Here is a 13,517-nt window from a genome sequence, read left to right on the forward strand (position 1 = left end):
AGGGAAATCAAGGCAACAAAAAAGGCGTCTCGCCCAAGACGAAACACCATTCCATTCGCTCAACTGAGCAATTATCAAGTTAGTTCAGAGAAGCCGTAGTCCACGACCTGGGGATCGCCTGGAATCTGCTGGGCCACTGCCAGGATCCAGACGAGATCGATGCGCAGATTCACGCGGCATCCCTCGGAGCGCGCTCCTCCAGCCCTTGCGGCAGCCCGGGGTAGCGGTCCTCGCCGAGTTCCGCGTCGAACACGTCCGTGTAGGAGGCGAGGAACGACGCAGCGCCGGCCATGAAGGCAGCACGTGACTCGTTCACATCAGACTGAATCAGGTCGGCCAAGTATCCCTGCAAGGTCAGGCCGCGTCGCTTGGCTCGCTCCTCGGCGGCTGCTTTGACCTTGTCGTCCAGCCGGATGTTCGTCTGCTTTCCCATACGACCACCATAGCTAGACACTGATACCGCCGACTAGCATTCGGATGCATCGGTGCGCACACCACGTGACTACCGCCAGGAAAAGGCCAGGTCAGCGCGCATCTGACGTGCGCTGTCAGCCTCCGGAGCCGGATACTCGACGAAGATCACCCAAGAAGCGCTGGGGAAGGCCATCGGACAGCGGGAAACCGCCCACCCAGGTGGGACCGCACTGGAATGATGAATCACCACATCGCGCCGGATCGGCAAGGGGACGAATGGGCCTGCACATTTCGCGGATCGAGATACGCAACTTCCGCAACTTCCAGCACCTGGTCATCGACGACTTCCCCGCCCATGCCGTGATCGTCGGAGAGAACGGCGTCGGCAAGTCGAACCTCCTGGAGGCGATCCGCCTGGTCCTCGACCCGTCCATCTCCGACGCGCGGCGCGTGCTGCGCGAAGAGGACATCTGGGAAGGACACCCCACAGGCCTCGCCGGCGGCGCCGAAGTGACCATCGTGGTCGAGCTGAGCGGCTTCGACGACGACGCTGACGCCAAGAGCGTCCTGTCCAGCGCCGCGGTGGACTCCGACCCCTACGTAGCCCGGCTGACCTACCGGTTCGCCCCTCGAACTGAGGTGGCAACCGGCGACGGCTCCCAGATACAGCCCACCGGCCGGCCGCTGACCGCGAAGGACTACGACGTCGTCGTCTTCGCCGGCGACCGCGAGACCAACGATGTACGCGCCATCCGCCGTGAGGTCGCCCTGCGTGTTCTGCCGGCCCTGCGCGACGCCGAGTCAGACCTGAGTAACTGGCGACGCAGTCCCATGCGGGACCTCCTCGAACGGCTCCCGCTGGACCCGGAGAACCTGGAAGCCACCGCCTCGGCGATCGCCACCGCCGTCGACCAGCTCACCAAGGACGGCAACGTCGGCAAGCTGGAGGAGCACCTCACGGATCGGCTGCAGGCCATGTTCGGGCCGCGCCTGGCCGTTCAACCGACCCTCGGCTTCGCCTCCTCGAAGCCGGACGAACTGATCCGCGCCGTACGGCTGTTCTTCGACACGGCTCGCCGCAGGAGCATCTCCGACACCAGCCTGGGCAGCGCCAACGTCATCTACCTCGGCCTGCTGCTTGAGGCCCTCAGCCAGCAGCGACTGGACGAGGAATTCGTCGCCACCCTGGTCGCCGTGGAAGAGCCCGAGGCCCACCTCCACGTCACCCTCCAGCGGCATCTCTTCCGGTACTTGCTGCGCACCGGGCCGTCGCTCATCCTCACCACCCACAGCCCGCACATCGCCGCCGTCGCCCCGGTCCGCTCCTTCATCGTGCTGCGCGCAACGGAGAACGGCACGATCGGAGCCACCACGGCCGCCCTCCCGGTCAGCAGCGAGGAAGCCGAGGACCTGGAGCGTTACCTCGACGTCAGCCGTGCCGAGGTCCTTTTCGCCTCCGCGGTGGTGCTGGTCGAAGGCCTGGCCGAGCTGTACATCCTCCCCGCCCTGGCCGAAGCCGCCGGCTTCGATCTGGACGCCTATGGCACGGTGGTGGCCAGCGCCCACGGCACCGACTTCAAGCCCTATCGGGCGCTCCTTGGGCCGAACGGCCTTGCCACCCCGCACGTGGTCATCACAGACGGAGACGCCGCCCGCGACAAGCGCGGTGTGCGGGAAGCCGGCCTCAAGCGAGGCGCGAAACTCCACACGGACGCGTCCCGCAGGGATGCACTATTGGATCAGATTGCCCGCCTGCCGGAAACAGGTGCAGCCGACTACCAGACGACCCGCGATCCCCTCGCCTCCGAGCTCCAGGACCTCGGCATTTACGTGGGCGCCCAGACCCTGGAGACCGACCTGTGCTCCATGTTCGGCCAAGAGATCATCCAGGCCTTCAAGGAGCTGAACAGCAAGGAGACCGCGGTAGAGGAGGTGAGCCGAGGGGTCGCCGACGAGCTCAACGCGACGATCGACCCCGAGGTTCGGAAGAAGATGCTCAAGCGGATCGGCGAGCTTGGCAAGGGCCGCTTTGCTCAGCGCCTCGCGTCCCACATCGCCCAGGTCGACCTGGAGGCCCGGATCCGGTCCGAAGCGAAGATCGCGGAGGATGTCCCGCTGGACGAGCAGGTCCTCCGCCGCCTGGGCACCGCCTCCTACCTCTTCCTGGCCATGGAACGCATCAGCTTCGCGGCCCGTGGGACCTCGTTGTTCCCCGGGCAAGCGGCGTCACACACCAGCGGGCAGGGCAGCGATGCAGGTCAGTGACACCCTGCTCGCGGAGCTGGACAATCTGCACCCCAAGCAGCGGACCGCCGTGCTCCACGACGGCAATGTCGTTCTGCGGGCCGGCCCCGGCAGCGGGAAGACGCGTACTCTCGTCGCCCGGATCGCCTACGTGCTCCAGACGCAGATCTCGGCCTTCCGCGGCGTCGCCTGCATTACCTACACCAACGCGGCGGCCGAGGAGATCCGACGACGCGTCCTGAGCAGCGGCGTGCGCGCCGAAGGCCGGATCACCTGCTCCACCGTGCACGCCTTCTGCCTGAACGAGATCCTGCGCGCCTTCGCACATCTGACCGGGCAGCCGGCTCCCCAAGCAGGACAGGTCCTCAACACGGGGGCCACCGAAGCGCTCCTGCAGCGCTGCTTCGACCGGGTCGGCATCGGCGAGGTCCTCGCCCAGCACCGCATGGCCCAGAACACCCGGATCCGCCGGGCCTTGGCCTGCGACGAGCCCCTGGACGGCTTCGACCCGAGGGAGGTCCGGGCGGCACGCCTCTACGAGGAGCAACTGCTCCTCCGAGGCGAGATCGACTTCGAGGCCATGGTCACGCGGGCAGTACGCACCGTCCGCGAGCACGAGCCTGTCCGCGACCTTCTCCGCGCCCGCTTTCCCCACCTCGTCGTCGACGAGTACCAAGACCTCGGGGGAGTCCTCCACGAACTCGTCCTCGCCCTGCGCGACCTGGCCGGCATCACCGTCTTCGCCGTCGGGGACACTGACCAGTCCGTCTACGGATTCACCGGAGCCGACGCCAAGTACCTGACCGAGCTGGCCGCCCGAACCGACTTCCGGGACCTGGAGCTCGAGGTCAACTTCCGCAGCGGCCAGAGAATCATCACCGCCGCCGAAGCCGCCCTCGGACTCCCCCGGGGCCGCCTCGCCCGTGAAGGCGCACCCCCCGGGGACGTCAAACTCAAACGAGCCAAAGGCGGCCTCGACGACCACGCCCGACTCGCCTGCGATCTCGTCGAAGAAGCGCAGAGCAGGCACGTCAGCCCCGAACGGATCGCCATCCTCTACCCCGCTCGTGGCCCCCTGCTCGACGCCGTACGCCGCGAGCTCACCCGACGCGAGCTGGACTTCCGACACGAAGGCGACGACAAGCTGCCCGCCGGAAGCCTCTCCCGCTTCGTCCAGAGGTGCGCGAACCGCGCCGTCACCAACTACCAGATCCACACCGCACCCAGCACCCAACGTGCTGACATGCTGCGCCGGACGCAAGCACCCTCCCTCGCCGCCTTGGCCCGCGCCCTCACCACGCTGCGCACGGAGGCGCAGCTCACCGTGCCGCCCTCGCGACTGCACTGGCCCAGGGCTCTCCAGCTGTGCCTCGACCCCGACGAGCCCTACCCCGCCGACGCCTCTGCCCTCGACTGGCTGGAGCAGCTGCGCGCCGGCCTGGCTCTCGACGAGGTAGCCGCGGAGCACCCTGATCAGGACAACACGAGCAGTCTCGACACCTTGGCCGGCCTGTGCAGGTCCAAGAACCTTCTGCTGCAGGATCTGGCCCGCGGTGAGGAGATCATCGGCAAGGTCCTGCTGGCCACCTATCACGCCGCCAAGGGCCGCGAGTTCGACACCGTGATTCTCCCGGGCCTCCTCAAAGGCATCATCCCGCGGGACATCCCCGACCGAGGTAGATGGCGCGAACCCAACGAGACGGAGCTCGCGGAACAACGGCGCGCCTTCTACGTCGCCCTCACCCGTGCCGAGTCGACGATGACCATGATCGTCGGCCCCGGGTTCCGGACCAACAGCGGACACCCGATCTCCCGCGGGCCCTCGGACTTCGTGATCGAGATGGTGCGGCGGCTCTCCCCGAAGGAACAAGCGTGACGAGAGAGCGAGAACCCGGAGCAGACCGGCCGTGAGCGCGCGCCGCGCACGACGTACGTGTCGATTCCCGGATATGTGCGATAAGCGACCAGTCGGCGCGGTACGTTGGCGGGCAGTCCTCCCGGACGCCACGTCCCCCCGTGCGCGGCGTCCGGGGGTACGGACCGCCATTCGGTCGCTGCACGACGGCCAGCGAGGGCGCCCGGTTCGAAGGCACCCTGTCCGCGCCCTGCGGCGGCTCTGCGGCAAGCCGCCTGTGCCTGATCACTCCTCGCGTTGCTGCTGGGCCTCTTCGAGGGCACGCAGTACGGCCTGACGAGTCTGCTCGACACGGGCTGGATCCCGCGGCGTCTGGTCTCCTTCGGCACCCACACCGCCGTCAGCCGCCGCCAGCATGGCGTCGAGGGCCTTGCGCCGCGCGGCCTCACTCAGCGGCGGCCGCCGGCCGCGCAGCACGCCGATCGTCATCAGCGTCAGCACGTCGTCGTTCGTGGTGGGCAGCATGCGGCCTTCGAGTAGTTCGTCCAGCCGCCAGCTGTCCGCGATCTCTTCCCACGTCACGTCCGGCACTGCTTCGTCGCCCATGCTTCCCCCCATCTCAAAACGATCAACCACAGCGGTCACGGTCTCCGGCGTGCCGACATCCCCGACCGGCGTTGCTCACACACTGCGCATGACCGCCACGACCTTGCCGAGGATGGACGCCGCTTCGCCGCTGATCGGCTCGAAGGAGTCGTTCTCCGGCATGAGCCACACCGTCGAGCCCTCCCGCTTGAGCCGTTTGACCGTCGCCTCGCCGTCGATCATGGCGGCGACGATCTCACCGTTCTCGGCGTCCGGCTGCACCCTGACGGCGACTGTGTCGCCGTCCATGATGTGCGCCTTGATCATCGACTCGCCGCTGACCGTGAGCGCGAACACCTGCCCGCTGCCGACGAGTTGTCTCGGCAGCGCGAGTACATCCTCGACTTGCTCGTCGGCGGTGATGGGAACGCCGGCGGCGATGCGGCCGACGAGGGGGGTGTAAACCACCGAGGAGTCGGACACCGCGTCTTCGGGGACCGTTCCCACGGCAAAGTCGCCCGCGGGGCCGACGGTCGTGGTGGGGACGTAGGCACGAGGACGCTTCGGGTCCTTCCGCAGGACGCCCTTCTTCACCAGAGCGCCGATCTGGTGCGCGACGGACGAGGTGCTGGAGAGCCCGGCCGCCTGGCCCAGCTCCCGCATCGACGGCGGGTAGCCGCGGTCCCTGATGCTGGACCGGATCGCGTCGACGATCTTGTGCTGCCGGTCGGTCAGCCCGTCCTCCCGGGTCACGATGCCCGGAGGGCGCCCGACGTACCGAGACGTTGTGGCCTCCATGATGTCCCCCTTCGTGCTCTTACAGGTACGAACCGTAACCCGAGATTCCGGGAATGGGCACAGGTATTCGATACGTCTTCTCGCTGACCAGGTGGACGAGTGGGCTGGCGTTACGACCGATGCCCGGCCAGGCAATCCGGCCGCTGGCCGACCGAGTCCGGAACCCCGGCCTGCCCGAGAACAGCCGGTTCTCGATTTCCGCCCCGAGGGGGCACCGAACGGTGAACCATGGGGATCGTGATGCACGGGGACGTAGGAACCACACCGCCGCTCGACCGCACCGGCTGCCTCATGGCCTTGGAGGATGCCCTCCAGCGATGGGGAGCCGACGTACCGGAGGACCCTGGAGCCGGTGAACTGGCACAGCTGCTTGACGAGATCGTGGAACGCCTGAGCAGGGATGGAAACACCGGGTCGGCACGATCGGCCGCCGAGCTTCTGGCCCAGGCGGCCGAGGCGCTGAGGGCGGTGGCCCGCCTCGGCGGTCTCCTGCCGGCGGTCTCGCTGTGGCACCTGAGGGCCGCGCTCCGCCAGGAAGCCGCCGCCCGCACCCAGCTCGCCGAGCAACGAGACCTCCGCCCGGTCGCGTCCTCCCGGTAGCCCGCGTCCCGCACCGCCGGTCGGCGGTACGGCGTGGCGCCTACGAGGAACCGACCTCACCGGATACGGTGACGCCTTGCGGCATCGGTCTGCTGCTCCTCACGCGAACCTCGGCCCAATGGTTCAAGGCGGAGGCGAAGAAGCTCGGCTTCGATCAGCGCCATCACACCGACCGCACCACCGCACACCAGTGCCTGTTCCTCACGCTCCGCGGGCCGACGGAGCGGAGTGAAAGGTACCCGCCATGCCGGACACCCAGATCAGCAGCCGCGCCCGGACCTACGCCCTCTACACCGGTGCTCCCCGCCAGCTCGCCTGCGACGTCGTCGCTGGCCTTCCCCGGCACGCACCCCTCATCCCGGCCCCCGTCCACCAGGCGCAACTCCTTCTCGAGTCCGAGATGTTCTACCGGATCCTCAGCTACCAGCGGGACTTCTTCGAGTTCCCCTTCGGGATCCGGTACGTACAGCCCACCGCGGAGGGAATCCGCCTCGACCTGGAGAGCAATTCGAGCCTCGACGGCCTGCTGGCCGCGCTGCTGCCCAGCCGCGTGCCGGTGGGCACTGGCCAAGACGAGATCCAGGGACTTAACGGGGTTCGGATCACTGCGCGCACCGATCGCGGCATCGAGCTCTGCCGCCTCGGCCAGCCGACCAGCATCAGACTCACCGGAGTGTCCCGGCGCGCGTTCCAGAAGGCCGAGGCAGCGCTGGCCGATCGAACTCACGACATCGGAGGCGAGGCCAGCTGGCTCGCCGGCGACACCTGGACGGACTACGAGCGGCGCTGGGAGGACGAGCGCCAGCCCCTCACCTACGAGTCCACCTGGCGCAAGGCGGCCTGGCTCCCCAGCGGCCTGCTGCGCCGCCTCGGCCTCCTCCACACCGTCGCCGTCCCCCACGTCGTCACCGGCCACGAGTCCCGGCTGGGCGAGTGGTGGATCCTGGAACTGGACCACTCTTCCGACACCAGCCTGCGCCGCGCCGAGCTGGTCCAGGCCCTCACCGACCCGGAGCACGGTCTGCCGCTGGAACTGCGGGGGCACCGCGATCTGATCCCCGGCCAGGGTCTCGGCCTGGTGCTCCTGAAGTGCCCGGACGGCTCCGCCGCCCTCCAGCTGCGCTACGACCGCTTCGACTACCCGGTCAAGGAAGAGCGGGCGGAGATGTTCGCAGCGATCCGGCGACGAATCAGCGCTCTGACAGGCGAGGCGTTGCTGCCGCCGATGCCTGGCTGCTCGGCCACCGGTTGAGCAACACGACGAATCATCACGGCCGTTGTCGACGCCCCTCGCCCGAAGGGGTTGCCACCGTACGGCGATCTCCCGCACCCCGACCCCGCGCGCTTGCCGCGGGCAGGAGAAGCCACACCCCAGCTTTTGCAGCGAGTGCAATTACTTGCACTCACTGCAAAAGCTGGCATGATGGACGGCATGAGCGTCTTCAGCGACATCGCCGCGATCTGCCACCCGATGCCCAGCCCAGGAGAAGTGCCCGACGACATCTACAGCGACGTGTGCGAGTCCATCCACGCCCGGCGGGAGGAGATGATCCAAAGCCTTGAGGCCGCCGCCGACGCGGACAGCGAGGAGAACGAGCCGCTGCTGTCCGCCATCGGCATCGCCCGCTACCGCAAGGAGCAGGCCGAGGCCGAGATCCGCCGGCTGATCGCCTACGGACGGGAGTTCACCCGCCCCCGCCCCTACGTGCTCGCCGACCTCGCCGGCGCCGCCGGCATGTCCATCTCCGGGGCCCGCATCGCCTACGGCCGCACCGAGGTCGCGGACGTAGAGCAGGCCCTGGGGCGCCCGCCCCGCGAGCGGAGCGCGAACCGGCCCGACGCCCCGGACGGCACGGGCAGCACATCGTGACGGCCCGCCGCTCCCACACCAGGAGGGCCGGGGCGCGGGCATCGGGTTCCGGCGCCGCCGCTTCCGCTCTTCGCTCTCGGCTCCACGCGCATGCCTCCCGCCCGCTGACGCAGGTCGATGCGATCCGGCTCAAAGCCGGCCTGACGGGGTGGTTCGGCTCGGATCAGTGGCCCCGCTACCTGGCCGCGGACGGGATCGCCTACGGGGAGACGGCATGGCCCCAGCAATGGCCGTCCGCCTCGCTCGAGGAACGCATGGCGCTCCTCACCGCGGACGAACCGGACCCGCTGACGGTCTGGCAGAACGCCGACACCGTCTACGCGGACGCGCCCATGTGCGACATGGTCACAGCCGCCGCCCAGACCTTCCCCCGCCAGCACGTCCGGCGTGACGAGTTCCTGGCCCCCATCGGCGTCCTCCTCTTCGCCAAGCCCGTCCCGTCGGCCGCCTTCGAGTGGTCACGCCCCGACCAGCCGCCCGTCAGTGCCATCACCTGGGCCAGCTGCGACAACGGCATCAACGCCTTCACCTGGATCCGGCAGCCGCCCGGCGCCTACGAGATCAACGGCGTCACGGTCCAACTCACCGCGCTCTACCCCCACCTCGCCTACATCGTGCCGTGGGACGCCCCCGCGGATGCGGGCACACACGGCGTCTCCATGCTGCGAGCCCTCTCCGCGCTCGCCCGGCAGCCTCTGACCCGCGAAGACTCCCCGAAGATCCACCAGTCCGTACGCGCCGTCGCCCGCAGTGCCAAGATCCGCCAGGAGAGCTTCCGGCGCATCGCCCTGCGCCGTCCCGAGGCTGCCGCTCACGAGCTCTCCGCCGCACGCGCCGCCGCCGAAGGTCGCACGATGGCTGGCCACTGGGTCCGCGGCCACTGGCGCGAGCACTACTACGCCAGCGTCGACGAGCACCGGCCCATCTGGATCGAGGGATTTCCCCGCGGAGACTTCACCCGCCCCGCGCCCGCCAGAGACCGGCTGCTGGTGGCCCGCGGAGACCGCACGGCGTGAGCAGTGATCGGCCCCGACGGCGAGTTCGGGCGACAGGCGAGGCCGACGGCCCCGCCACCCGCCCATGATCGCTGTCACTGCGTCGCCCGAGCGCACCAGGCACACCGTGGCCTCGGTCACCGCCTGGAGCGCCATCCCTAGCCGCTCCAGGTCGGCGTGCGCGAGCACTTCGAGGTCACACCGGGCCATCGGCTCCCCGCTCCTCCCGCTCGTTGTTGCCCTCGTCGCCGTGCCGGCGTCCGTCCCTCCGTGGACAGCGACGGCCAGACCATAGGCGGGCCGAGCGCGCCCATTAGCATCGCGCCGGTGGGTCGGCCGGGCACGTCGCGCTCCAGGGGAAATTGACGCGGGCTCACGCCCTGGCGGCGGTTACCGTGTCCACCATGAGCACGCCCGGCCCGAGCGCCGCCCCGATCCCGCTGCACATCGCTGGCGAACCGCCGGCGCACCCTGCCCCCGACGTGATCGGCACGTCCGGCGGGCCGGGCCGCCAGCCCGCCCCGACGGCACGGCCGGGTGCGCTGGACTGGGCGGCACTGGGGGTGGAGCCGCGGTGGAAGGATCAGGAGACGGGCGACTGCGCGGCCGTCCTGTCCCCCTTCCTCGGACCCGCCACCGGCCTTGAGCCCTACAAGCGCTACGCCGCGGGAGCCCGGCAGCGCGGTGAGACCGCCCTCGTCGTCGCCTGCATCGGTGCGGGCGAACGACGCCACAACGTCTTCTCCGGCACCGTCGCTCCCAGCATCCACCTGCCCGCCCGACACGGCAAGATCTCCGCCAACCCGCTGCCCGCCGGCGTGAGCCTCGAAATCGCCCACGGCCTGGACCACGCCGAGCACGACCTCGGTACCCGCCTGCTCAACCGCCCCCCGGACACCTGGTTCCGCCTGAGCTACCTCAGGGAATCCGGGTCCTCGCGCCCCGGAGTTGCCAGGGTGTGGCCGCCGCCGGGGGAGGGAGAGCTGCGCCCGATCCTGGTCGACGGCCTCGGCGACCCGGTGGCGGGGGTATGGGTGCCGGCGGGCGGGAGTGCCCGGTGGTACGTGGTTCCCCATGGCACCGACCAGCGGCTGCTGGCGGAGTGGCTGGTCCAGCACGCGCTGCCCGCGTACGTTCCCGGCGCGCTGACCCGCGTCCGCTCGCCCCTGCTGCGCGACCCGGCGTTCGCCACCGACGCCGAAGCCCGGCTGGTCGAGACGATCGCTGAGGAGCAGCGCGCCCACGAGCGGCGGCAGACCGAGCTGCAGCAGCAGCTCGCCGAGCTGCGGGCCGTGGCCGATCCGCTGCGCGACCGCCTGCTGTTCGGCACCGGCCACCCGCTGGAGGACGCGGTGCACGACGTCCTCGTCGCGGCCGGCGCCGAGGTCACCCGCCTCGACGACGTGTACGGCACCAAGTCGGCGGACCTACTGGCCGAGTACGGCGGCCGCCGAGTCCTGGTCGAGGTGAAGTCGGCAAACCAGCTGCCGCCGCACAGCCTGCCCGACAAACTGCTCAAGCACCTGAACACCTGGCCCGGTCTGACCGGGACCGAGCCCGTTGACGGCGGCGTCCTGGTCGTAAACCACCAGATCAGGCTCCCACCCGCGCAGCGGACCGCCGAGGTCTACAGCGACCGCGCGTTCGCCGACGCGCTGACCGTCCCGGTGATCGGTAGTGCCCGTCTGTTCGACTGGTGGCGCCGCGAAGACTGGGATGCCGTGCGACACGCCGTCTTCGGCGACACCGGCGTCGCGCAGCCTCCCGAGATCGCCGTGCCGGATGCCGATCCGAAGGCGTCCGGGCGGCCCGGCCTGCTCTCGCGCCTGCGCCGGTAGCCAGCAGACGCCAGAGCACGACGGGCCGCCACGTCAGACCTGCCCGGCGTGCGACCAGCACCGTGATGGGCGTGGCCCGCTGCCGGCGATGCCCGGCTGCTCGGCCACCGCATGAGACGCCAACCCTCAACAGGACCGCCGTCAAGTCCCCGTCACCCGAACGGATTGCCATCACTTGGCGATCTCCTACGCCTCGTGGGCGTGCCGTACCGTTTGCGGACTGCGCCTGCCCAGGGGAGGGCGGGTGGCCGGACCGGGGAGAGGACGGCATCGACGTGGTCGGGGAAGACCAGGAGACCTGGGGTGAGCGAGCGGTCTGCCGCACCGCTGACCCGGACGAGCTGTTCGTCGAAGGCGCGGCACAGAACAAGGCCAAGGCCGTCTGCACTGGCTGCCCGGTGCGCACCGAGTGCCTGGCCCATGCTCTCGATCACCGCATCGAGCACGGCATCTGGGGCGGGATGACCGAACGGGAACGGCGGGCTCTGCTACGTCGGCGCCCGCTGGTCACGTCATGGCGCCGCCTGCTCGAAGCCGCCCGATCGGAACACCAGCGACTCACCGGCGCCGACGAAGACCGCGCCTGGGACGCCACCGGATGACAAGCGGACGCCCTCGTGGCAGCCGCGTTGTCAGTGCTGTGCGCGATGCTGGCGATGAGACTTCAACGCCTCTGTCACGGTCAGGAGTAGGACCATGAGCAACGCGCCGGAGTGCGCCGTTGAGATCCCCGCGCCGGACGAGGAAGCGGTCAAACCCTGGCGCAAGCGGCTCACAGGCCTGGATGAGTCCCAGCCGGGTGCGATGAGCTGCGAAGGCGACTGGCTGGAGGCCGGCGCCACCTACCAGATGCCGGTCGGCGCGCTGATCGTGCTGTGCGACCCGCTGCCCGGGGGCGCCAGGAAGCGGGTCCGGATCTGGCGGGTCAAGAAGGACGGCACGATCAAGGAAGAGCGGGACTCCACGCTCGGTTCGTCGAACGCTTTCGGCACCTCGGTGCGCGGCACACTGCGGCGCCTGATCAGCCAACACCCCCCGCAGAAAGGCGCGGTGCGCCAGACCACTGCTGCCGCGCCGCGCGTCAACGAGCGCGACGGCACGTGCTCGCAGTGCCGCCAGCCGATCGCGGCCCGCGCGGGCATCCTCGAACGCAACCACCGCGGCTACATGGACCCGCGCCACCGTCCCGGACAGTGCCCGCCCCCGCCTCCGCGCACCAACGACTACGCCCAGGCCTGCGGACTGTGCGGCGGCTGGCTCGAGGCCGGCTCGGGCGTCCTGTACACGGCCGCCCCTGCCCTTGGCGAGTACAGCAAGCCGCTGATCAAGGCCCGCCACGCACAGGACTGCCCTCCACCCGAGGAACGCGTCGCCCCGCCCCCGCCGGCGCCGCGCTCGAACGCACGCGAACAGGACTGCCGACTCTGCGGGAACCAGGTCCCCGCGGGCGCCGGACTCCTCGAACGCTACGGTGCGGCCTGGGAGGTCCGGCATCCCGAGGGCGCCTGCCCGCCCAGTGAGGAGCTGTGGGAGATCCAGCGCGGCGAGCCCGGCCGCTTCCACCCCCGCCCCGAGCGCTGGACCGCGCCCGGCACCGTGCTGCGCAGCACCATCTACGACCACGACCGGCCGTTCCCCACGGACACGCCGGGCTTTCGGCGCCTTCGCGCGGGAGAAGTGAGCGCCATCGTCGCGACCGTACGCGAGCGGGCTCCGGAGTACTGCCGCGACGAGGACGGCAACAACCCCGGCTGCCTCATCGGAGAGGACGGCTGGTTCTTCCGGATCCTCGTGCGGCCGGCCACCGCCGAGGAGGCCGCAGACCTTCTGGCCGAGGAGGACACCGCGCACCGCCGCGCCGCCCTGGCCGAGCGGCGCCGCCAGCTGTTCGAGCACGCCGACGACGGCGAGATCCCCGACACGGTCGACCTGACCGGCACCGTCCAGATCGACTTCGGTGCCCGGCGCTCCCTGCACCAGCACTGGCCCGACGACGAACTCCACGTCGACGAGGAGTCCGGCATCGCCTGGTTCCTCCGCTACAACGGGGCCGACGGCGACACCTGGTCCGCGAACAACTTCGGCAGCTTCATCGCCCGGCGGATGCCGCTCACCGAGCAACGCGCCCAGCTGATCGCCGACCTGCGAGCCGAATACCCGGCCCCCGGCTGACGACCGCGACCTGGCGGAAAGCCATCACCAGCGTCAGCGGCGTACGGCACAGTGGGGGGGGGGGGGGGGGGGGGGGGGGGGGGGGGGGGGGGGGGGGGGGGGGGGGGGGGGGGGGGGGGGGGGGGGGGGGGGGGGGGGGGGGGGGG

General features: G+C 70.1%; 12 protein-coding genes. 9 read left to right on the plus strand and 3 right to left on the minus strand.

All coding sequences use genetic code 11. The annotated features are described in order from the left end of the window. Nucleotides 1-169: 169 nt before the first annotated feature. The gene (locus ACZ5PB_RS42990) at nt 170-433 is read right to left on the minus strand and encodes a hypothetical protein (protein WP_468699147.1); all 264 of its coding nucleotides are present in this window, start codon (nt 431-433) and stop codon (nt 170-172) included. Between the two features lie 257 nt (nt 434-690). Here ACZ5PB_RS42990 and ACZ5PB_RS42995 point away from each other — a divergent pair, with 257 nt between their 5' ends. Further along, complete coding sequence (locus ACZ5PB_RS42995; protein ID WP_468699148.1) at nt 691-2,679, plus strand: ATP-dependent nuclease; 1,989 nt, start codon at nt 691-693, stop codon at nt 2,677-2,679. After that, nucleotides 2,666-4,534 carry an ATP-dependent helicase gene (locus ACZ5PB_RS43000; protein ID WP_468699149.1) on the plus strand — a complete coding sequence of 623 codons (1,869 nt, stop codon included), beginning with the start codon at nt 2,666-2,668 and terminating at the stop codon, nt 4,532-4,534. The genes ACZ5PB_RS42995 and ACZ5PB_RS43000 overlap by 14 nt, the downstream gene beginning before the upstream one ends. Nucleotides 4,535-4,798: 264 nt before the next feature. Here ACZ5PB_RS43000 and ACZ5PB_RS43005 read toward each other — a convergent pair whose 3' ends face one another. After that, nucleotides 4,799-5,119: a hypothetical protein gene (locus tag ACZ5PB_RS43005; RefSeq protein WP_468699150.1), complete on the minus strand. Its 321-nt coding sequence runs from the start codon at nt 5,117-5,119 to the stop codon at nt 4,799-4,801. A gap of 75 nt (nt 5,120-5,194) precedes the next feature. After that, nucleotides 5,195-5,896 carry a transcriptional repressor LexA gene (gene lexA / locus ACZ5PB_RS43010; protein WP_468699152.1) on the minus strand — a complete coding sequence of 234 codons (702 nt, stop codon included), beginning with the start codon at nt 5,894-5,896 and terminating at the stop codon, nt 5,195-5,197. A gap of 240 nt (nt 5,897-6,136) precedes the next feature. On the opposite strand from lexA, the gene ACZ5PB_RS43015 reads away from it, so the two are divergent. The 7 genes from ACZ5PB_RS43015 to ACZ5PB_RS43045 all read left to right on the plus strand — a co-directional run bounded on the left by ACZ5PB_RS43015 (nt 6,137) and on the right by ACZ5PB_RS43045 (nt 13,371). Continuing rightward, nucleotides 6,137-6,496 carry a hypothetical protein gene (locus tag ACZ5PB_RS43015; protein WP_468699153.1) on the plus strand — a complete coding sequence of 120 codons (360 nt, stop codon included), beginning with the start codon at nt 6,137-6,139 and terminating at the stop codon, nt 6,494-6,496. A 244-nt stretch (nt 6,497-6,740) separates the two neighbouring features. Then, entirely contained in the window at nt 6,741-7,748 is a 1,008-nt protein-coding gene (locus tag ACZ5PB_RS43020; protein WP_468699154.1) for a hypothetical protein, read from the plus strand. Nucleotides 7,749-7,928: 180 nt separating this feature from the next. Further along, nucleotides 7,929-8,366 carry a hypothetical protein gene (locus ACZ5PB_RS43025; protein WP_468699155.1) on the plus strand — a complete coding sequence of 146 codons (438 nt, stop codon included), beginning with the start codon at nt 7,929-7,931 and terminating at the stop codon, nt 8,364-8,366. Nucleotides 8,367-8,620: 254 nt separating this feature from the next. Continuing rightward, nucleotides 8,621-9,382 (plus strand): hypothetical protein, encoded by a 762-nt coding sequence (locus ACZ5PB_RS43030; protein ID WP_468699157.1) that lies wholly within the window; start codon nt 8,621-8,623, stop codon nt 9,380-9,382. Between the two features lie 383 nt (nt 9,383-9,765). After that, nucleotides 9,766-11,199 (plus strand): hypothetical protein, encoded by a 1,434-nt coding sequence (locus ACZ5PB_RS43035; protein WP_468699159.1) that lies wholly within the window; start codon nt 9,766-9,768, stop codon nt 11,197-11,199. Nucleotides 11,200-11,474: 275 nt separating this feature from the next. After that, complete coding sequence (locus tag ACZ5PB_RS43040; protein ID WP_468699160.1) at nt 11,475-11,801, plus strand: WhiB family transcriptional regulator; 327 nt, start codon at nt 11,475-11,477, stop codon at nt 11,799-11,801. Between the two features lie 94 nt (nt 11,802-11,895). Beyond that, on the plus strand, nt 11,896-13,371 hold the full coding sequence (locus ACZ5PB_RS43045; protein ID WP_468699162.1) for a hypothetical protein: 1,476 nt from the start codon (nt 11,896-11,898) through the stop codon (nt 13,369-13,371). The last annotated feature ends 146 nt before the right edge of the window (nt 13,372-13,517 follow it).

The organism is Streptomyces sp. NPDC032721 (assembly GCF_055579625.1).